Annotated in this window: 18 protein-coding genes; 4 read left to right on the forward strand and 14 right to left on the reverse strand. The window is 65.4% G+C overall.

The genetic code is table 11. From position 1 onward, the window contains the following. Positions 1 to 62: 62 nt before the first annotated feature. The 5 genes from NED97_RS07640 to ggt form a co-directional block, all read right to left on the reverse strand. Complete coding sequence (locus tag NED97_RS07640; RefSeq protein WP_252490113.1) at positions 63 to 851, reverse strand: cohesin domain-containing protein; 789 nt, start codon at positions 849 to 851, stop codon at positions 63 to 65. Beyond that, positions 848 to 2140, reverse strand: coding sequence for a DUF7350 domain-containing protein (locus NED97_RS07645; RefSeq protein WP_252490114.1), 1293 nt, complete (start codon positions 2138 to 2140; stop codon positions 848 to 850). Before NED97_RS07645 ends, NED97_RS07640 begins: the two co-directional genes overlap by 4 nt. Before the next feature lie 107 nt (positions 2141 to 2247). Continuing rightward, positions 2248 to 3522 (reverse strand): DUF7405 family protein, encoded by a 1275-nt coding sequence (locus tag NED97_RS07650; RefSeq protein ID WP_252490115.1) that lies wholly within the window; start codon positions 3520 to 3522, stop codon positions 2248 to 2250. An 81-nt stretch (positions 3523 to 3603) separates the two neighbouring features. Continuing rightward, positions 3604 to 4497, reverse strand: a complete 894-nt coding sequence (locus NED97_RS07655; protein WP_252490116.1) for a 1,4-dihydroxy-2-naphthoyl-CoA synthase — start codon at positions 4495 to 4497, stop codon at positions 3604 to 3606. 92 nt (positions 4498 to 4589) lie between these two features. Then, positions 4590 to 6458 (reverse strand): gamma-glutamyltransferase, encoded by a 1869-nt coding sequence (gene ggt / locus NED97_RS07660; protein WP_252490117.1) that lies wholly within the window; start codon positions 6456 to 6458, stop codon positions 4590 to 4592. Between the two features lie 309 nt (positions 6459 to 6767). Between ggt and NED97_RS07665 the strand changes: the two genes are divergently transcribed. After that, positions 6768 to 7778 (forward strand): M14 family zinc carboxypeptidase, encoded by a 1011-nt coding sequence (locus tag NED97_RS07665; RefSeq protein ID WP_252490118.1) that lies wholly within the window; start codon positions 6768 to 6770, stop codon positions 7776 to 7778. A 434-nt stretch (positions 7779 to 8212) separates the two neighbouring features. Here NED97_RS07665 and phoU read toward each other — a convergent pair whose 3' ends face one another. From phoU to NED97_RS07690, 5 genes are read right to left on the reverse strand one after another with little or no spacing between them, the layout of a single operon-like run. Then, positions 8213 to 8872, reverse strand: a complete 660-nt coding sequence (gene phoU / locus NED97_RS07670; protein WP_252490119.1) for a phosphate signaling complex protein PhoU — start codon at positions 8870 to 8872, stop codon at positions 8213 to 8215. Further along, entirely contained in the window at positions 8859 to 9047 is a 189-nt protein-coding gene (locus NED97_RS07675; protein WP_252490120.1) for a hypothetical protein, read from the reverse strand. The genes phoU and NED97_RS07675 overlap by 14 nt, the downstream gene beginning before the upstream one ends. Positions 9048 to 9053: 6 nt before the next feature. Further along, a complete protein-coding gene (gene pstA, locus NED97_RS07680; RefSeq protein ID WP_252490121.1) occupies positions 9054 to 10772 on the reverse strand; it encodes a phosphate ABC transporter permease PstA in 1719 nt (572 codons plus the stop codon). 55 nt (positions 10773 to 10827) lie between these two features. Next, positions 10828 to 11763: a phosphate ABC transporter permease subunit PstC gene (pstC, locus tag NED97_RS07685; protein WP_252490122.1), complete on the reverse strand. Its 936-nt coding sequence runs from the start codon at positions 11761 to 11763 to the stop codon at positions 10828 to 10830. A gap of 46 nt (positions 11764 to 11809) precedes the next feature. Then, positions 11810 to 12784: a PstS family phosphate ABC transporter substrate-binding protein gene (locus NED97_RS07690; protein ID WP_252490123.1), complete on the reverse strand. Its 975-nt coding sequence runs from the start codon at positions 12782 to 12784 to the stop codon at positions 11810 to 11812. Positions 12785 to 13242: 458 nt separating this feature from the next. On the opposite strand from NED97_RS07690, the gene NED97_RS07695 reads away from it, so the two are divergent. Then, positions 13243 to 14238 (forward strand): phosphate signaling complex PhoU family protein, encoded by a 996-nt coding sequence (locus tag NED97_RS07695; RefSeq protein WP_252490124.1) that lies wholly within the window; start codon positions 13243 to 13245, stop codon positions 14236 to 14238. A 299-nt stretch (positions 14239 to 14537) separates the two neighbouring features. Here the strand turns inward: NED97_RS07695 and menD are convergent, their stop codons facing one another. Genes menD through NED97_RS07710 form a run of 3 tightly spaced genes read right to left on the reverse strand, consistent with a single transcriptional unit; the run spans position 14538 to position 18347 of the window. Next, a complete protein-coding gene (gene menD, locus NED97_RS07700) occupies positions 14538 to 16343 on the reverse strand; it encodes a 2-succinyl-5-enolpyruvyl-6-hydroxy-3-cyclohexene-1-carboxylic-acid synthase (protein WP_252490125.1) in 1806 nt (601 codons plus the stop codon). Further along, on the reverse strand, positions 16340 to 17689 hold the full coding sequence (locus tag NED97_RS07705) for an isochorismate synthase (RefSeq protein ID WP_252490126.1): 1350 nt from the start codon (positions 17687 to 17689) through the stop codon (positions 16340 to 16342). Before NED97_RS07705 ends, menD begins: the two co-directional genes overlap by 4 nt. A 52-nt stretch (positions 17690 to 17741) precedes the next feature. Further along, positions 17742 to 18347 (reverse strand): sulfite oxidase-like oxidoreductase, encoded by a 606-nt coding sequence (locus NED97_RS07710; protein ID WP_252490127.1) that lies wholly within the window; start codon positions 18345 to 18347, stop codon positions 17742 to 17744. Positions 18348 to 18641: 294 nt separating this feature from the next. Between NED97_RS07710 and NED97_RS07715 the strand changes: the two genes are divergently transcribed. Further along, entirely contained in the window at positions 18642 to 18941 is a 300-nt protein-coding gene (locus NED97_RS07715; RefSeq protein WP_252490128.1) for a hypothetical protein, read from the forward strand. A gap of 168 nt (positions 18942 to 19109) precedes the next feature. Then, complete coding sequence (locus NED97_RS07720) at positions 19110 to 19337, forward strand: ribbon-helix-helix domain-containing protein (RefSeq protein WP_252490129.1); 228 nt, start codon at positions 19110 to 19112, stop codon at positions 19335 to 19337. Positions 19338 to 19340: 3 nt separating this feature from the next. Here NED97_RS07720 and NED97_RS07725 read toward each other — a convergent pair whose 3' ends face one another. Beyond that, a complete protein-coding gene (locus tag NED97_RS07725) occupies positions 19341 to 19535 on the reverse strand; it encodes a DUF7550 family protein (RefSeq protein WP_252490130.1) in 195 nt (64 codons plus the stop codon). Positions 19536 to 19611: the final 76 nt, after the last annotated feature.

Consider the following 19611-nt stretch of genomic DNA (forward strand, 5'->3'; position numbering starts at 1 on the left):
CCACTCGAGGAAGTGTCAACGTTGGCATTGCGGTCGAGAGTGAGCGACCGACCACCGGTGCGTTACCGACGGGAATGGCGGACGAGCAGCGTCGCGATACCGAGGATCGCTGCGATCGCGGTGAATCCGGGAACGGAATCTGCATCGTCGCCGTTACCCTCGGTCGTCGTCTCGTCCTCGTCTGCGTCGTCGCTCGCGTTCGACTCGTTCGCCGCCGGTTCGTCCGCGAGTGTGACACCCTCGGGGTCGTCGTCGCCGTCGAGGGCGTCCTCCGGTTCCGCCCCCTCGTCGGGCTCCGCGCCGCCCTCGACGTGGACCGTGGCGTCGCGTTCGACCGTATGCTGCGGGTAGTCGGTTATCAGCATCGTCGACGACTCCGTGATTTCGATCCTCTCCGTCGTCGGCTCGGCGTCGTCGGCCACCTCGAGCGTGAGCGTGGCCGCGGTTCCGGTTCCCTTTGTCCCGTCGCCGGACGGCGTTCGCTCCTGACCGATCGTTACCGTCCCCGCCTCAGCCTCGATCCCGGCCGCCCCTTCGACTTCGGCGTCCGGATCGTCGCCGGCGAGCATCGGTCCGTGCTCGACGTCCGTCACCGTGAAGACGGCGGGGTCGTACGCGACGGTAGCGGACAGGTTGTCGATCCCGTTACCGCTGTAGTCGCCGTGATCGCTCACGACGAGTTCGAGCGTGACGGTCTCGCCCGCGTCGGCGTCGACCTCGCCGGAATCGAAGGAGACGACGGTTATCCCGTCGCCGGCGCTGGCCGGCGCTGCGGCGATCCCGAGTGCGAGCGTGAGACAGCAGACGAGTGCGAGCGCGACGGCGGCGCGCGGCGGCGATCGCCCGGTCATCGTTCCTCCGGAACGGTTAGCTCGAGGGGTGGCATCTCGAGAAACGCCGTCTCGTACCCCTGGTGGCGAGCGACCTGCGGGGGCGAGTCGATCGTGACCGTCACCGAATCGCCCGGCCGGATCGACGACAGCGACGCGCCGTAGTGGAGGTCGTACTCGCCGTCGATCGTCTGCTCGAGCGGCGATTCGGCGACGACGGAGCCACCCCGTTCGACCGTTGCGCTGAGGGACATGTCCGCGAGCGGGACGCGGTTGTACGGCGTCCGCGGCGAGACGAGCAGATACCGGTCGTCGCCGTCGGCCAGCCGGGATTCGGACTCGAGAAGGGTTTCGAGAAACGCTGCGTCGCCACTTCGCGGCAGATCCGTCGTCGACTCGGGGACGTCGTCGCCGTCGGAGTCGACGAGGAGCGTCCCGGGGTATTCGCCAACGCCCGGGAGCGCGGAGTAGGGGACGCGGTACCAATCGTCGTGACCGTGCGCTTCGTCCCCCTGGTCCCCATCCTCGCCTTCGTCCGTATCCCCTCGCTCTCCGTCCTCGTGGTGCTCGTCCTCGTCAGCTGAGCCGCCGTGGTCCATCGGCTCGAGGGCGCCGCGTTCGCCCCACAGGCTCTCGTCGAGGTAGTCGACGCCGCCGACGACCTCCTCGCGGAACGCGTCGTCGTAGACGAACTCGAACGTCGCGGTTTCGCGTTCCTCCAGTCGCCCCTCGAGTTCGCCGGTCTTCCGAGTCGAGAGCGGCGGAACGGTCACCTCGACCGTGTACGTTCCGTCCTCGGGGAGGGGAACGTTGTCGCCGAAGTGAAAGCCCATCTCCTGGGAGATCATCGCCCACGGCGACCGCGGGGAGCCGACCCGTTCGCCGTCGCGCTCGAGGCGAATCTGTGCGCCCTCGTCGACCGGGAGGACGGTCCCGGTCGCCTCCTCCCAGAGGACGAACATCATGTGGACGCCGCGACCGTCGTCGGGGCTCTCGCGCGAGATCGCGTCGCCCGCGCCGTCTCCGGCGACCAGCCAGAACGGGTGGGGGTACGAGAGCATCGGTGCGAGCCTGTACCCCCCGGCGTCGACGGGCTCGAGCATCCGCATCGCCTCGCGGTGCGTGGGGACGTACACCGCCTCGGGCGGATCTTCGACTCGGACGGTCTCTGGAACGGCCGATACGTCGTCTTCGTCGTCCTCGTCGGTTTCGGTGTCGTTTCCGAGACAGCCCGCGAGCGCGAGCGTCCCCGTCGCTACGCCTGTTCGTCGAACGAAGGTACGTCGGTCGATGGTGTCTCGATCCTGCATGGATTGTCGGTCGTGGTAGTCGTCTGGTGCGTTCAGATCGGCCCTACGAGCCAGTATCGGTTTGCGGCCGGGCCGATCGAACGGGGAGTCGGCGGCCGTCGTTCGCGTCAGCGGTCGGCGACCGGATTCGCCGGCGGCAGCGAGCGCAACGACCGCGGCGGTAGCAGGTAGTTCCCGCGCCGATCGACGAAGACGTAGTGACGAATTCCGTTGTTCGCAGAGGGAACGTCGAGATCCGCCCCCGTCATCGCCTCGCGGACCCGGACGAAATCGCCGATCCGTCGCTGGAGGGCGATGAAGTGGAGTCCGGGACGATCCCCGTCGACGGTGTTGACGTCCCGTCGCAGGAGCGACGGCTCGCCGTCCTCCCTGGCTCGAGCCGCCTTCTGGGCGTGGCCGACGACGTTGTGCTCGCGGGCGTCCGCTTCGGTCGCCTCGATTCGCTCGTCGGTCAGCCCGTTCGACGCGGCCAGCTTCTCGCCGACGTCGCCGACCCGCTCCTCGACGGCGTGCTCGCGGCTGAACAGTTTCGCGACGCGCTGGAAGTGATTATCCTGCTCGAACCACGTCTCGAGCTGAATCGCCATCGAGGAGACGTGCTGGGTCGTTCCGCCGGCGAAGGGGCCCGACTCGATCGTCACGCGGTCCTCCGTCGCCTGGCTTCGATCGAAGCCCGCACGAAAGCCCATGAAGAACGGCGCCTCTTCGGGGATCGATTCGGGAACCCCTGGAACGGCCGTGTGGTCGGCAGGGAGCCCCTCGCCGACGAATCCGGTCCGGCGGTGTTCCTCGAGTCGGTCGAAGGCGTCCGCGAGCGGCGTCTCGATCTCCACTCCGTTGGCCGTCTCCCGGTCGCCGAACAGCGCTTCCTCGGCCTCGAGGACGACCCGCGAGCGGTCGCTCGCGAGGTGTAATACGGCGTCGTACCCGTCGAACGTCGGCTCCTCCTGATCGGTCAGCGCGACGGGTTTCGGGAGATCGGCCGACTCGGGCAGCGACGTATCGAACCGGTCGAAGTACGCCGGCGTGTAGCCGAGCGTGAAGACCAGTCCCTCGTTGCTCCACTCGTAGGCTCGTTCGAGCGTTCGTAACGCGTCTTCGGTCGTTCCTCGGGCGTCCTCGTCGACACCGTCGGTGAGCGACAGCGCGATCAGAACGTGGTGGGCCGGCGGCCGAACGTTGCCGTGGTCGTCCGTCGGCAGGACGTCGTTCCAGGCGTGTTGTCGGTCGGGAAGCGAGTCGTAATCGCCGGTTCCCGTCGGCACGTCCGCACCCTCGGCGGTGAGTTCGAGGCAGGCGCTGAGCGCGCTCGCACCGCCGGCGGCGACCAGCGCGCGCAGCGTCTGTCGTCGCGAAAGCGAGGCGCGATCGAGGGACGTCACTACGCGATCGTCCGGGAGCGAACGAACAAAGCATTTCGTTTCCGTACAGCAAAGACCGCTATCGGTGACCGCACCTGCGGCTCAGTAGTGCCACGGATAGTCGTCGAAGTCGGGTTCGCGGCCCTCGACGAACGCGTCGCGGCCCTCCTTCGCCTCGTCGGTCATGTAACCCAGTCGCGTCGCCTCGCCGGCGAACACCTGCTGGCCGACCATCCCGTCGTCGGTCATGTTGAACGCGTACTTGAGCATCCGCATCGCCGTCGGGCTCTTCGCGTTGATCCGGTCGCCCCACTCGAGGGCCGTCTCCTCGAGTTCCTCGTGCGGGACGACCTCGTTGACCATCCCCATCTCTTCGGCCTCCTCGGCGCTGTACGTTTTGCCGAGGAAGAACACTTCGCGGGCCTTCTTCTGGCCGATCTGCTTGGCGAGGTAGGCCGAACCGAAGCCGGCGTCGTAGCTCGCCACGTCGGGGTCGGTCTGGAGGAACTTGGCGTGCTCCTCGCTGGCGAGCGTCAGGTCGCAGACGACGTGCAGCGAGTGGCCGCCGCCGACGGCCCACCCCGGAACCACGCAGACGACGACCTTCGGAACGTGGCGGATGAGTCGCTGGACCTCGAGAATGTGCAGTCGTCCCTGTTCGGATGCACGGTCTTCATCACCCTCGTACTGGTATCCGTCCTCGCCGCGGATCGTCTGGTCCCCGCCGGAACAGAACGCCCAGCCGCCGTCCTTCGGGGAGGGACCGTTCCCGGTCAGCAGGATGCAGCCGACGTCGGTCTGGCGTTTGGCGTGGTCCAGGGCGTCGTACAGTTCGTCGACCGTTCCCGGCCGGAACGCGTTGCGAACCTCGGGTCGGTCGAAGGCGATCCGGACCGTTCCGGAGTCGACCGCCCGGTGGTACGTGATGTCGCGAAAGTCCCGATCGACGTCCTCGATCGGCTCCCACTGCTCCTCGTCGAAGAGTTCCGAAACCATTGGCTCGAGTTTGGTGGCCGTCGGGTGAAATAGGTTCGCGTCGCCGGCCGGCGCGCTCCGAACCTCTCCGGGAGGCGACGGTCTTCGCGCCGTTAGTCGTCGCTTCCGCCCCCGGGAGCGCGATCGAAGCCGACGGCCTGCCCGTCGCGGTTCGGATCGGCCGCGCCGATCAGCCGGTCGCCGTCGACCTGGATCGCCTGCACGTTGCCGAGTTCGCTGGGTTCGTCGTCCCAGACCTGTCCCCACTCCGCGGTCGTCTCGCGGACGTGCTCCGGAACCCCTTCGTCCCAGATGATATCCATGCAGTCGTTCGTGAAGATCGTCGGCTCGGTGATCGACTCGAGCGGATCTAGGCCGTAGACGTAGTGGTGAAGCAGCGTCTGCGCGACCGAGGTGATGATCGTCCACCCGCCCGGCGATCCCACGGTGAACTCGGGCGTGCCGTCGCGCAGGACCATCGTCGGGCTCATGCTACTCAGCGGGCGCTTCCACGGTTCGACCTCGTTCGGTCCGCCGGGTTCGGCGTCGAAGTCCGTCAGTTCGTTGTTGAGCATGAAGCCGCGGCCGGGAACCATCATCCCCGACCCCATGAACTGCTCGATCGTCGAGGTGTAGGCGACGGCGTTGCCGTCGCCGTCGACGACCGAGAAGTGGGCGGTCGATCCGGGAATCTGATCGACGAACGCGCCGGTCACCGCCGCCTCCGCACCCGGCGGCACGCCCGGATCTACGCACTCGCCGGCGCCGTAGTCCGCGAGCGTGTTCCCGAGACAGACCTGCGCCGCGCGACTCCGGAGGTACTCGTCGTCCAGCAGCCCCTCGATCGGAACGTCGACGAACTCGGGGTCGCCCATGTACTCGTCCCGGTCGGCCCAGGCCAACCGCGTCGTCTCGGCGATCAGGTGGAACGCCTCGGGCGAGCGGAGGTCGTACCGGTCGATCTCGAGGAACTCGAGCATCCGGAGGACGGCGGCGACGACGCTCGGTCCCGAACTCGGGAGCGGTTGGCCGACGATCTCGACGTCGTACCACTCCTTGCGGACGGGGTCGTCGATCGTGACGTCGTACGCGGCGAGGTCGTCGGTGGTCATGCTGCCGCCCGCGTCCTGGACCGTCGCCGCGAGGTCCTCGGCGATCGGTCCTTCGTAGAACGCCTCGGCGCCGTCGCGTTTGATCCCCTCGAGCGTATCCGCGAGGTCCGCGTTGACCAGCGTGTCTCCGGCCTCGAGCGGCTCTCCGTCATCGTCGGAGAAGACCTCCCTGGCCTCGTCGTTGAACTTCTCCCAGTTCTCCTCGATCTCCCTGGCCAGGATCGCGTCCACGGTGAACCCGTCTCGGGCGAGCGTGATCGCCGGTTCGACCAGCCGCTGGCGGGAACAGGTGCCGTAGCGTTCCAGCGACGTCTCGAGTCCCATCACGGTACCCGGAACGCCGACGGCCTGTCCCTGCTGAATGCGTTCGTCGAAGGGGATCGGCTCGCCGTCGTCGTCGAGGAACATGTCCGCCGTCGCGCCCTGGGGCGCTCGCTCGCGGCTGTTGACGACGTCGACCTCGTCTTCGTCGGCGCTGTAGACGACCATGAAGCCGCCGCCGCCGATACCGGAACCGTGTGGCTGCGTGACCGTCAGTACGTACTGGAGCGCGACGGCGGCGTCGATGGCGTTGCCGCCCTCGCGCAGAACCGTGGCGGCGACCCCGGAAGCGATCGGATCGACGCTCGAGACCATCCCGTCGCCTGCGGTCACCTGCTGGCCGCACGTGAACTGCGGTTGCTCGCAACTGAAGCCGGGGACGTCGGTGACCTCCTGGACGTCCGCGCCTGCAATAGTCGAACCCCCGAGGGTGAGCGCACCGGCGGCGACTCCCGTCCGCGAGAGGAACGCTCGACGCCGGAGGCCGGATGACTCTCTCGTCTCGTCCGTGTGGTTCTCGTTCGCTGATTGCGTGTGATCTCGTGACATGAAGTGGTGCGCCGTCCGTACGCTCAATATTATTGTTAAAAACCGTTTCGGGAAATATAGACTATCGAATGAGTGTATTTTCGGGTTTGCGAACGATCGGTACTGATCGATACCGGGCGAGCGTCTCGGTTCGACTGGAGTCAGCAAACGTACCGCTGATCGAAGTAATAGCGCCGCTTTCCGGTAGTATCGGAGTCGTATTACTTAAAGGAAATTAATGAAAGCGATATTTAAATCTATTCGACAAAGTCAAAATATGTTGATTGCGGGAACTCGTATATCTGTGGTAACTCCTCCATCGAGTGTATCATGCATCGACGTGACACACTCAAGCTGGTCGGTGGAATCGGCGGCGCGAGCCTGGTCGGATCCGGTCTCGTCAGCGCCGAACGGACGTGGGCCCGCGAAGAGACTCGCCGCTGGTTCACTCACGGCGAACTGCTGAACGAGCTCGATCGCATCGAACGGAACGCGACCGGGAGCGTCGAACTCGAGCAGATCGGCGAGAGCCTCGAGGGCCGCGAACTCGTCGTCGCGAAAGTCGGTAGCGGCGAGACGGACGTCTTCATCACGACCGAACAGCACGGCGACGAGCCGACGGGGACGAACGCGATGCTCAAAGAGCTCCAGCACCTCTCGAGGAGCGGTTCCGACTACGCCACGACGGTGCGCGAGGAACTCACCGTACACGTCCTGCCGATGCATAATCCCGACGGCGGGATGCGCAACCAGCGGGAGAACGCGGACGGCGTCGACCCGAACCGCCAGCACCACTACGAGCCCGGTTCGACCGACAACCCCTCGCCGGAGACGCAGGCGATGATCGACTACGTCACGGAGCTCGACCCGCTGTGGGTCGCCGACCTCCACACGCAGGGCGGGCCGTACTACGGCGACGGCGACAACCCCGGTGATAACTACACTTCCTCGAACTTCTGGCCGATTAACGAGAACGCGGATCCAGACGCAGTAGCGCTCTCTCGCCGGCTGAACGTCGCGATGTGGGACGAAGTCGAGGGCTTCGCGAACCGCCAGCTGTCCGTCTATCCCGGCGGCACGGGAGGGAACATCGCCCGCAACGCGTACGGCATCCGCGGCTACGGCAGCGTCCTGAACGAGATGACCGGTCAGATCCCGGACAAGGGAGAGCGGATGGAGGGCCAGATGATCCGGCAGTGCCGGAAGGAGAACCGGGTTATCCTCCTGGAGACCGCTAACGGGACGGTGTTCGACCGGGATCCCGGCCGAACGGACGAAATACCCGACCGTCCGGGGTGGAACGAGGGCGGCGAGTGGCCCTGGGAGAACAAGCCGGAGTAGTCGGCACGCGGCCGTGACGCCCTGATCCTTCCGCTTCTTTCGGTTTGAGCCTCGAACGGACACCGGGCGCTCGTTTCGGATCCCGTAACCGATGGTTCGCGCGGTGTCTCTTCCTCGAGTAGAAACGACTACGGAAACACGCTGTACGACTTCGAGGACCCGGAAAACGCCAGGAAAGTTCGCCGCACCGAACAACAACAAGTTCGACGGCACCCGGAGCGGACTCTACTACCGGACACGGAGGGCGGCCTGACGGGATTCGAAGTGATCGACGACGGCGGGGGGTATCCCGAACCCCGGACTCCGGATGCCGTTCTTTCAGTGGCCTCGAGCGGTGGGGGTCCCCTCGCGGATGTAAATTTCGGAAGCGGCGCTCGCCCGTTCGATCTCGTCGATGGGCGTCAGCTCGTGGTCTCGTGCTCGGCGCGGACCGATCAGTAGATCAGTTCGTCGTCGTTTTCGACCATGTACAGCGTTCGCGCGGCGATGTTGACCGCGTGATCGCCGACGCGCTCGAGGTCGCGGATCGTCAGTAACATCCGGGACACGTCCTCGAGAAGCGGTTCGTCGCCGGCCTCGGTCTCGAGCAGGTCCTGGATGACGACCTCGCTCGCTCGTTCGCAGAGCGCGTCGATCTCGTCGTCGTCGGCCGCGACCTCGTGTGTTGCCGCGGCGTCGTCGCTCGCGTAGGCCGCCATCGCGTCCTCGATCATGTCGATCGTCTCCTCGCCGACGTAGGCGATGTCGATGTCCGAGTACCGATCCCGCTTCGCCTGCTGGGTGTACTCGCCGATGTTCACGGCGAGGTCGCCGATACGCTCGAGATCGGTGATGATCTTGAACGACGCCGCGATGAACCGCAGGTCGCCGGCGACGGGTTGCTGGAGCGCGAGCAGGTCGATGCACTCCTGTTCGAGCTCGAGGTACAGCTCGTTGATCTCGTGGTCGCTCGCGACGATCGACGCTGCGAGTTCGTCGTCCTTCCGTTCGTACGCCTCGAGGGCTCGTTGCAGCCGTCGACGGACGGCGTCGCTCATCTCCACCACGTTCGTGCGCAGTTGCTCGAGTTGCTGCTGGTAGTCAGTTCGTGCCATGGGTAGTCGAATTTTCAGCGAGATAGTTTCCGACCCGGTTTTCTACGTCGATCGATGGCGCGGGTAACGAACCGATCGCGTCTTTCTCGCCGGTCGAATCGAGGGCGGCGTTCTCGCCGCGATCGGGTCGCGATTCGGTGCTGCTGTCAAATGTGGAAGTGGTGTCGTAACTCATAACCGCTCACTCCTGGCGCTGGTACCTGTTTCGCAGGATGATTGCGGACCCGTTCAGCATCAACAGCACGACGAGCAGCGTGACGACCCCTGCGGCGAGAACGCCGTACCTGAAGTCGGCGTCGATCAGTCGCGACCAGGAGTAGATCTGTCGGGGCATCGCGCTGGACAGACCGAAGAACGAGTCGGGCGGTACGCGGACGACCGCGGCCATTCCGATCATCAGGAGCGGAGCGGTCTCGCCGATCGCGCGGCCGAGCGCGAGAATCGTTCCCGTCAGAATGCCGGGCATCGCTCGCGGCAACACGACGCTGCGGACGGTTTGCCACTTCGTCGCACCCATCCCGTACGAGGCCTGCCGAAGCGACTCCGGCACGCCGCGGATCGCCTCCTGTGCGGAGACGATGACGATCGGCAGGATCAGCAATCCGACGGTCAGCCCGCCGACAACGATGATTCCGGACTGCATCCCGATTCCGCGGACGAACAGCGCGAGCCCGAGCACGCCGTAGACGACCGACGGCACGCCGGCGAGGTTCGCGATGTTGATCTCGATGAGTTCGACGAGCGAACTGGGTCGTCCCTGACTCGGGCTGTACTCCTCGAGGTAGACCGCGGCGCCGACCCCGACCGGGAACGCCGCGACGGCGACGACGACGAGCATCATCACCGATCCGACGAGCGCGGGGTAGATCCCCGCATCGCGCGGCGTCGTACTGTGACCGGACGTCAGGAACTGCCAATCGAGCCAGAGATCCGGACCGGCGAAGCCGAACGTTTCGACGACGACGGCGCAGGCTACCGCGCCGATCCCGACGGCGACCGGGAACGCCAATCCGGCGACCCCCTCGCCGCGACGGAGGACGGACTCGACGTACAGGCCGGTCGGTACCCCGACGACCGTCGCTCCGATGATCCACGCGGTCGCCGAGAGGCCGATCGCCGGTGCGGCGACGAGCCCGAGGCCGGCGGCGGCGACGGTCGCGCCGCCGGCGAGCGCTGCGCTTCGGTCGCTGGCCCGAACGCGCCGGATGTACCGGGCGGCTGCCGCGGCGATCGGAATCGTAAACGCCAGGAGAAGGGATACCGGCGCGATCGGCAAAACGGGAAGCGAGAGAATCAGGCTCCGCAGGCTCGGAACGAGGGACGGGACCGAGACCGAGAGGTGAAACAGTTCTTGCCCGAGCAGCGGCGTTCGAACGGGGTAGTCCACGCCGAATCCCGGAACGCCGACGACCGCGAGGATCGGAACGAGCACCGCGACTGCGGTTCGTTCCGAGACCGAGGCCGAGCTCCCTCGGAATCGCGTGTGAGCCCCGAGCAGTCCGTACGCGACCCCGGCAGCGATTACGAGCGCGAGCCACTCGCGGGGAGCGATGACGTGTCTGAAGACGATGACGACGCCACCGCCGAGCAAGGTCGTCACGATCGGCGCGCCGAGCGCCGTGTACGCGACCTCGCCGGCCCGCGTATCGCGCCGGTAGTAGTACGCCGCGAGAACGACTGCGGGCAGAACGATCGTCCCGACGACCGTGAGGAGCCAACCGGTGTCGGCCGTGGCCGGCTGGATCGCGTCGTTGAACACGTACAGCAGGAACACGAACACGAGCGCGAGGGCGAGCATCGTCGCACCGAGACAGGACAGCTTGAACGCGGTGCCTCGGAGTTGGCTGACCCGCCCTTCGGCTCCGAACCAGCGTCCGGTTCTCTTGTCGGCGGCTCCCATCAGCGGCTTACCCCCGTCGATTCCGGCAGTTTCGTTTCGTCCCGTCGAACGGCTTTCATTGGTACTCCTCCCGGTAACGTGCGGCGATTCGGTTGCTCAGTAGGTTCATGGCGAACGTGATGAAAAACAGCGTCAGTCCGATCGCGAACATCGAGTAGAACTCCGGCGTACCGCCGGTGGCGTCGCTCGTGACCGCGTGAACCATCGCGGCGGTCATCGTCTGACCGGAGTTGAAGAGGTTCGCGAAGGGGTTCGTTACGTTCAACATCCGCGCCTGCATCCCGCCGGCCATCACGACGATCATCGTCTCGCCGATCGCTCGCGAGAGCGCGAGGATGTACGACGAGAAGATCCCGGAGATCGAGGCGGGGATGACGATTCCGGTCGACACCTCGTACTTCGTCGCGCCGAGGCCGTACCCGGCCTCTCGCAGGGAGTCCGGCACCGCGCTCATCGCGTCCTCGCTGATCGAGGAGACCATCGGAATGATCATGATTCCCACCATGATCGACGCGGAAAGCAGGTTGAACAGGCTCAGGTCGAGCCCGACCGCTCGCAGCCACGGCGTCAGATACACCAGCGCGAGGTAGCCGTAGACGACCGTCGGGATGCCGGCGAGGATCTCGAGCGACGGTTTCAGGATCGATCGCGCCCGGTCGCTCGCGTACTCGCTCAGGTAGACCGCGGCCGCGGTGCCGACGGGGATCGCGACCATCGCCGAGACAACCGTGACGATCAGCGTCGCGCTCACCAGCGGCAGGACGCCGAACGTATCACGGCTCGACTGCCACTCCGTGCCGGTGAGGAACGCGACGGCGTTTACCTGTCGAAAGAACGTGACTGCGTCCACTGCGAGCGTGATCACGATGCTGACGGTCACGAACGCGGTCAGTGCGGCACAGCCGAACAGCAGCCACTGGTACAGCCGTTCTTTCTCGGTTCGTCCGTCGACCGACCCGGTGAGGTCGGCACTTATTGAATCAGTACTCATTTTGAAAGATAAGTGTTGAATCAAGCGGCGGCGTCGATCGGGGCCGCTAGTCCCCCGCGGCGTCCTCGAGGGCGGCCATATTTTCGTCGACCTGGTCCTGGTTCGCCGGGACGTACCCGATCTCCTCGGCGATCCAGTCGGCCGACGAGTTCTCGATGTAGAACTCCATGAAGTCGTAGACGGGGTCCTGATCGAGGGATTCCGCGGCGGGGTAGACGAACAACGGACGAGCCATCGGGTAGCTCGGGTTGTTCAGTCCCGGTTCGATGCAGTCACCGTCCTCGTTCTCTTTCACTTCGAGCGCCTTCACGCGGTCCTCGTTCTCGGCGTAGTAAGCGTAGCCGAAGTAGCCGATCGCGTGCGGGTCGTCCTCGAGCCCTTCGACGATGATGTTGTCGTCCTCCGTCGGTTCGTAATCGGTGCGGTGGTCCCCCGCTTCGCCGACGACGTTCTCCGTGAACCAGTCGAACGTCCCTGAGGTCGTGTCGGGACCGTAGAGGACGAACTCCTCGTCCGGCCAGTCGTCGTTGACGTCCTGCCAGGTTTCGGCGCCGTCTTCCCGCCAGATCTGGGCCATTTCGTCAAAGGACATGCAGTCGACCCAGTCGTTCTCCGGACTGACCGCCATCGTCAGCGCGTCGCCGCCGACCTCCATCTCGATCGGCGTGACGTCGTTCTCCGCGCAGCTATCCTCCTCTTCGGATTTGATCGGCCGGGAGGCGCCGTTGATATCGGCTTCGCCGGGACAGAAGTGGTTCTCGAAGCCGCCGCCGCTCCCCGTGGAGTCGACGGTAACGTTGACGCCCGGGTTCTCGTCCATGAACCGCTCGGCCATCGCGTCCGAGATCGGAAACACCGTGCTGGAACCTTTGACGACTACCTCCCCGTTACCGTTGCTGCCGTTTTCCGCGTCAGTTTCGGAACAGCCGGCGACTGCAACCGCACCCGCGGCGCCGGTCGCACCGAGGAACTTCCGTCGTGAGACACCGTCCACCCAACGTCCGTGCTGGTTGTCAGCCATCACGTGATCGATTCGAGAGGTGATAAAAGTACGATGCTATGTGATCTATATATCGTAAAAGAGCCGCACGTTTCGATATAGCCCGGTTTTTGACCCCTCGATGGATTTGATCCGCGTCTCTAAATACCCCGATACAGGTGCAAGTCGAGCCGAAAAGGAAATGCCTTCGTCGGTCTCGGAAGTCCGTATTTCGAGTGCAGACGGAGCTGAGTCCCGGTGGTCCGACTCCGGTCGGTGGGTGCACCTCCTCGGTCCGGCTCGCGCTCCCGAGTACCGATGATGCGGAATTACACATATCTATATAGTCCTATAGCATGCTATCACACACAACGTATCTGAATATCCAAAAGAATTCCACATATTCGAGTGTTGCGCCCTATATTGCCGTTTAGAACCGTTATCGGTACTGCTCTATAGATTCAGCCAGGTTTATATTCTCCCTGCCGAAACCGGCGTGTATGGAGACGCGAAAAGTCCAGGTGACCGGGGGGTCGACGTACACGGTTTCGCTCCCGAAGACGTGGGCGACGGAGAACGGGATCAGCAGCGGGACGACCGTCGAGATCTACTCCGAGGACGAGTCGCTGTTCGTCACGCCGCAGCGCGATACCGACCACCACGAGGGAACGCTCGAGGTATCCACGCTCGACGACGAGCAACTGGTACGAGCGATCCTGACGATGTACGTCAGCGGCTTCGACATCATCCGACTCGAGGCGAATCGGATCACGACGGAGCAACGACGGGCGATCCGAACCGCAATCCAGGGCCTCATCGGCGTCGAGGTCGTCGAGGAGCAGAGCGACTGCGTCGTCGTCCAGGATCTGCTCGACTCTGCGGAGCTGTCGATCGTCAACGCCGTCTCTCGGATGCGCCTGATCGCTCGAGCGATGCTCGACGACGCGATCACCGCCCTCGTCGAAAACGACGACGACATCGCCCACGACGTCATCGAACGCGACGACGACGTCGACCGACTCTTCCTCGTCGTCTCGCGGGTCTTCCGAGCGACGCTCCGGTCGCCGCGCGCGGCCGAGGGGCTCGGCGTCTCCCGCGAGGACTGTTTCGACTACCACTCGAGCGCTCGCCAACTCGAGCGCGTCGCCGACCACGCCGTCAAGATCAGCCAGCTAGCGCTCAAACTCGACGACATCCCCGAAGCCGTCGCGGAGGCGCTGTACGAACTGCACACCGACGCCGCCGGCATCATCGAGAAGTCGATGGACGCGCTGTTCGCCGAGGAGAGCGCCGAGGCGAACGAACTCGGACACGACGCGCTCGAGGCCGTCCCCGAAATAGACGAACACACCCGGCACATCGACGAGATACTGCGCGAACTCGACCCCGTTCAGGCGCAGTTACTGGGTCTGATCCTGGACTCGATCTCGCGAAGCGCCGACTACGGCGGAAACATCGCCGAGACCGCGCTCCAGAAGGCGGCACCGAGACCGTAACCGCCGCTCTTCGGCCGTCGCTTCTTCACACTCGAAACGCCAGACCTCAGTCAGTTCGGCAGCAGTTCTGCTTCGACAGATCTCCGAACGGATTGAGGCAACGTATTTAGTATACCACCATAGAGTTTATTCGTTGGAGCTCGGTCACTGTGGCGACAGCCTTTGCCGCGATTATCACGGTCAGTACGACTGGAGCGCCGACTCGAACGGACGCCTGTCCGCGAACGGCGGACTCGCCGCTAGCTGGCGGGTAATCGAAAACGACTTCGATCGAACGAGTAGTCACCGCTCGGGAGGCCCTACGAGTCCGAACCGCGTGCTAAGTCGTCCGAAACCGCGGTTCGTCCCTGCGCCTCGAGTTCCTCGCGGCGTCGGTGACTCGACTCGGACTCGAACTCGAGCGAGAGCACCTGCGTCCCCTCGGACTCGAGCGAGCGGCGGTACGCGTCCGAGAACTCGACGGGTGCAACGCGTTCGAACTCGAGCCCGTACAGCTCGGCGAGCGCGTCGAACTCGAGTCCGTGTGGCGTCTTGAACTGCGACGTAAACGGCGGGTCGAACTCCTCGATCGGGAGTTTGTGGAAGATCCCGCCGCCGTCGTTGTCCAGCAACACGATCGTCGCGTCGACCCCGCAGCGGTCGACCGCGAGCAGCCCGTTGGCGTCGTGGTAGAGGGCGAGGTCGCCGGTGACGAGCACGAGCGGGTCGTCCGTCGCGCTACCGGCGCCCAGCGCCGTGCTCGTGATCCCGTCGATCCCGCTCGCACCGCGGTTGGCGAGAACCGTGAGATTCGCCGTTCGCGGGCGAGCAAACCGGTCCGCATCTCGAATCGGCATGCTGTTCGAGACGAAAACGGTCGTCGGATCGGGTGCGTCCTCGAACACCGACGCGAGGATCGCCCCCTCGAACGGGGTCTCCTCGAGCGCGCCGGGTTCCAGCGCGGCGTCCCGAACTCGCCAGTGGTGTTCCTCCGCCCGTTCGAACCGCTCGAGCCACTCGGCACTCGAGTTCGGTACGGTCGCTCCGCCGTCCTCGTCGAATCGCTCGAGCAGGGCAGTGACGACGGAGTCCGGCGTCGCGGCCAGGAGATTGGTCGCAGTGAACGTCGCCTCGCGCCACTCGCCCGCGGGGTCGACCAGGTACTGGGCGGCGTCGGCGTCCCGGAGGGCGTGTCGAAGCGGCTTCGACGTCGGCGAGGCGCCGATCCGGAGAACGACGTCGGGTGCAGGGAGTTCGTCGACGTAGTCGTCGTACCCCCCGAAGACGGGGCCGTCATCGACGTGGACTCCGAACCGGAGGTTCGAGAGCGGATCGGCGAGAATCGGCGCGCCGACGCGTTCGGCGAGGGAGGTCACCGGTTCGGGCTCGAGATCGACGAGATCCGCGGGGTCCGCCGGACCGGCGACGAGCAGCGGACGGTCGGCGTTCGCGAGCGCACGCGCGAGGTCTCGAACGGAGCTGTCGTCGGGTGTCGGTCGGCCGCCGCTGGTCTCGACGAACGCTCCCTTCCGGCCCCTCCCGGCGAGCGTTTCTGCGAAGGCGTCGGGGACGTCCCCGGTTTCGGTCGGCTCGAGCGGCTTCCGGAACGGACAGTTCAGGTGTACCGGCCCCGGCGGAGTTCCCGTCGTCGCCGCGAGGGCTCGAGCGGCCGTCGTCCGAAGACTCCGAACTTTTCGCTCGTCGGCCTCGGGTTCGGGGAGTTCCGCGTCCCAGCGAACGGCGTCGCCGTAGAGTTCGACCTGGTCGATCGTCTGGTTCGCGCCGCTGTCTCGAAGCTCCGCCGGTCGGTCGGCGCTCAACACGAGCAGCGGGACTCGAGCCTGATTCGCCTCGATAACCGCCGGGTGGAAGTTCGCTGCGGCGGTGCCGGAGGTGCAGACCAGGGCGGTCGGCTCCCCGGTGCGACGGGCGCGACCGAGCGCGAAGAAGGCCGCCGAGCGCTCGTCCAGGTGCGAGAAGACCTCGACGTCGGGATGCTCGGCGAACGCGACGGTCAGCGGCGTCGATCGGCTTCCCGGTGCGATACAGACCGCCTCGAGCCCGCCCTTCGCGAGTTCGTCGACGAGGGTGCGACCCCAGAGCGTCGCGCGGTTCGGGGCACTCATCTGAGCTCGTCGAGGATCGGTCGGAACTTTAGCTGTACCTCCTCCCACTCCTCGGTCGGATCGCTGTCGGCGACGATGCCGTTGCCCGCGAACAGCGTCACCGTCTCGTCGGCGGCGAGTCCCGATCGAATACCGACCGCGAACTCGCCGTCGCCGGCGGCGTCGAACCAGCCGATCGGCGCGGCGTACCAGCCGCGGTCGAACGACTCGATCTCTCGAATCGTCTCGAGGGCCGCACGCGGCGGCACGCCGCCGACCGCCGGCGTCGGGTGCAGCGCCTCGACGAGGTCGAGAATGTGAGTGTCCCGCTCGAGCGTCGCCGCGATCGGCGTCTGCAGGTGCTGGATCGTCGCCAGCTGACGAATCGTCTGGTCGTCGATCGCGAGTTCGCGCGCGAGCGGTTCGAGCTGGTCGCGAATTGACTCGACCACGAGGCCGTGTTCGCGCTGGAACTTGTCGCTGTCGACCATCCGCTCGACGTACTCGTCGTCCTCCTCGGGCGTGTCACCGCGCGGGACGGAGCCCGCGAGCGCCTCCGTCTCCACACGGTCGCCGCGTTTCGAGACCAGTCGCTCGGGAGGCGCACCGAAGAACGTGCCGCCGCCCTCGCGACCGATCAGGAATCGATAGCAGTTCGGGTACCGGCGGCGCAACCGTTCGAGCGTCGCGGGGACGTCGACCGGCCCGTCGAGTTCGACCGAGAGCGCCCGCGCGAGGACGACCTTCGTGAGGTCGCCGTTCGCGATTCGCTCGAGCGCCGTCTCGACCTGGCTCTGCCACGCCGCGGGCGCGGTCGTGCGGCCCGTCGAGCGAACGCCGGGACCCGACCCGCTCGGCCGCATCGCCGGCAGGTCGCCCAGTCGTTCGTGCCAGTCCTCGAGCCGACGCATCGCCTCGCTCTCTCCCGGTGCGACAGTCGTGAGCCAGGTGCCGTCGTCGCTCCGGGTGACGAGAACCTGCGGAACGACGAACGAGGCCGCCTCGAAGCCGCTCCACCGGGTATCTGGCTCGTGAGCGTCGTGAAACGAAAAACCGCCGAACGCGCGCGGACGTGCGACTGCAGGGCCGACGTGATCGAGGCCGTCGAACGCCGCGGCGGCCTGCGTTCGAATCTCGTCGAACCGCTCCGGGCCGCTGGCGGCGAACCGGGAGGCGACGCCGCGGCCGACGACCTCGAGGCCGACGGGCGTCGCCCACTGAATCCGACACGCGTCGCCGGCGTCGACGATCGCGCCGAAGGAAACGTCCTCGAGTTCGCGACTCCGACTCACCAGCTCGATACTCTCTTCAGTGGTCGCCGGCCGTGAGTCGCCAGTCAGTTGTCGCCCGCCCGACGTTCGGTCCATCGAACGCACGTCGGGACTGCCACGCCTTCAGCCTAACTATTCGATCGACTCGTTAGCTGTATCGCTCCTCGTTCCACGGATTCGCCGTCTCGGAGTAGCCGCGTCGCTCCCAGTAGCCCGGTTCGGGTTCGGCGAGGAACTCGATCCCGTCGACCCACTTGGCACCCTTGTAGGCGTACTTGTGTGGTGTGACGACCCGAAGCGGACCGCCGTGGTCCGCCGGTAGCTCTTCACCGTCGTAGGCCCACGCGAAGAGGACCTCCTCGCGGAGACAGTCCTCGAGCGGCAGGTCCGTGGTGTAGTCGTCGAGTGCGGAGAACATGACGTGGACTGCATCGTCACGGATGCCGGCTCGTTCGGCGATGGTAGGGAAGGGAACCCCCGTGAACGCGCAGTCGAACTTGCTCCAGCCGGTCACGCAGTGGAAGTCCTGGCGCTGGGTCACGGTCGGGAGCTCTCGGAACTCCTCCCAGGAGAAGGAGAGCTCCTCTTCGACGGCGCCGGTGACGGTGAACTCCCAGGTTTCGGGATCGAACTCCGGCGTGCCGCTCTTCGAGAGCACCGGAAAGGCGGACGTTTCGCGCTGTCCCGGCGGCAGCCGCTCCTCGCCGAACTCCTGATAGAGTTCCGTAACGTCGGTTGCGTCGTTCGTGCTCATACACGAGCGTCGGGTTCCGATCACGTAGGTGTGACGCTGGCGGCGTCACCGACCGGCAGACGGCCGCCCCGACGTCCGGAACGCCGAGGACGATTCCAGTCGCCGTACCTGAGCACACGATCGTGCGGGATGATAACTATAATCGCGATAGGATCTCTCGAGGGAAACGTCGAATTTGCCAGACGGCGCTGTCGTCGAAACGGGACGAAATAGTCGAACCGGCGTCACAATTCGGGGGTACCTCGCGAAACCCTCGCCATCCATTAGTAGCGTCTCGCCGACTGTGCTCCCTGTATGGCTAGTAAACAGCAGATGGCAGACCGTGAAATGTCAGGACAGAAAGCAGAGGAGGTCGGCGAACAGGCTATCGGCCCCGCGGCCATCGCATCCGCCGCCTCGGTCGGACTGTCGTGGTACTACTTTTTCATCCGCGGCGACCGCCAGCGAGGGATATTCGTGGGGCTCTGGCCGCCGACGATCCTCGCGTTCGCGAGCTACTTCAATCAGCGAAAGATGCGCAAACAGCTCGATTCGGTCATGCAACCGGGCACGACGCTCAAGAACGCGATCGATTCCATGATGGGGAACAAGTAACCTCGTCCCCGTTCGGTCCCCCGCCGACGCGACTCGGCCAGTAATGCAGGACGATCGCCCTGGACATCACGACAGGGGAACAATAGTTTCACGCGAGAAATTTTTTCTTTCCCATCGACGTAGATTCCCCGTCAGAGCTAAATACCCCCTCGCCGAAAGCGGAATCAGATGCCGAAAGTAGAGATCACCATCCCGGAACACCTCGAGATGCAGATCGCGCAGATGGTCGAGCGGGGCGAGTTCGTCAACCGTGAGGAAGCGATCGAGGACCTCCTGTCGACGGGCATCAAAGCCTACAAGACCAGCGGACCGATGGACGAGGACGACGAAGGAGGAATGGGTAGCGGACTCGAAGACGACGGAATGATGGGCCACGACGACGAGTACGTCTTCTAGCTTTTACAGACCGAGCGCGAGCAACGGAATCCCGAACGCGATCAGGATCCCGACGAGCGTGACTGCAATGCCGACGCCGACGTCGCGCGTCGTGTAGTCGCCCATCGGCGCGGTCGTTCTGTCGGCCTCGAGGTCGTGGCCGACGTCGGCTCCCGAGTCGTGATCAACCGCAGGATCGGTGTCGTTGTCGTCTGCCATACCTGCGTGTTGCCGACTCGGGATCTTAAAATCACCTACAGCGATTCGAGCGACTGCGTTCGGGACGGTTCCTCCC

Source organism: Natronococcus sp. CG52 (assembly GCF_023913515.1).
In the GTDB taxonomy this organism is placed as follows: Archaea; Halobacteriota; Halobacteria; order Halobacteriales; family Natrialbaceae; genus Natronococcus; species Natronococcus zhouii.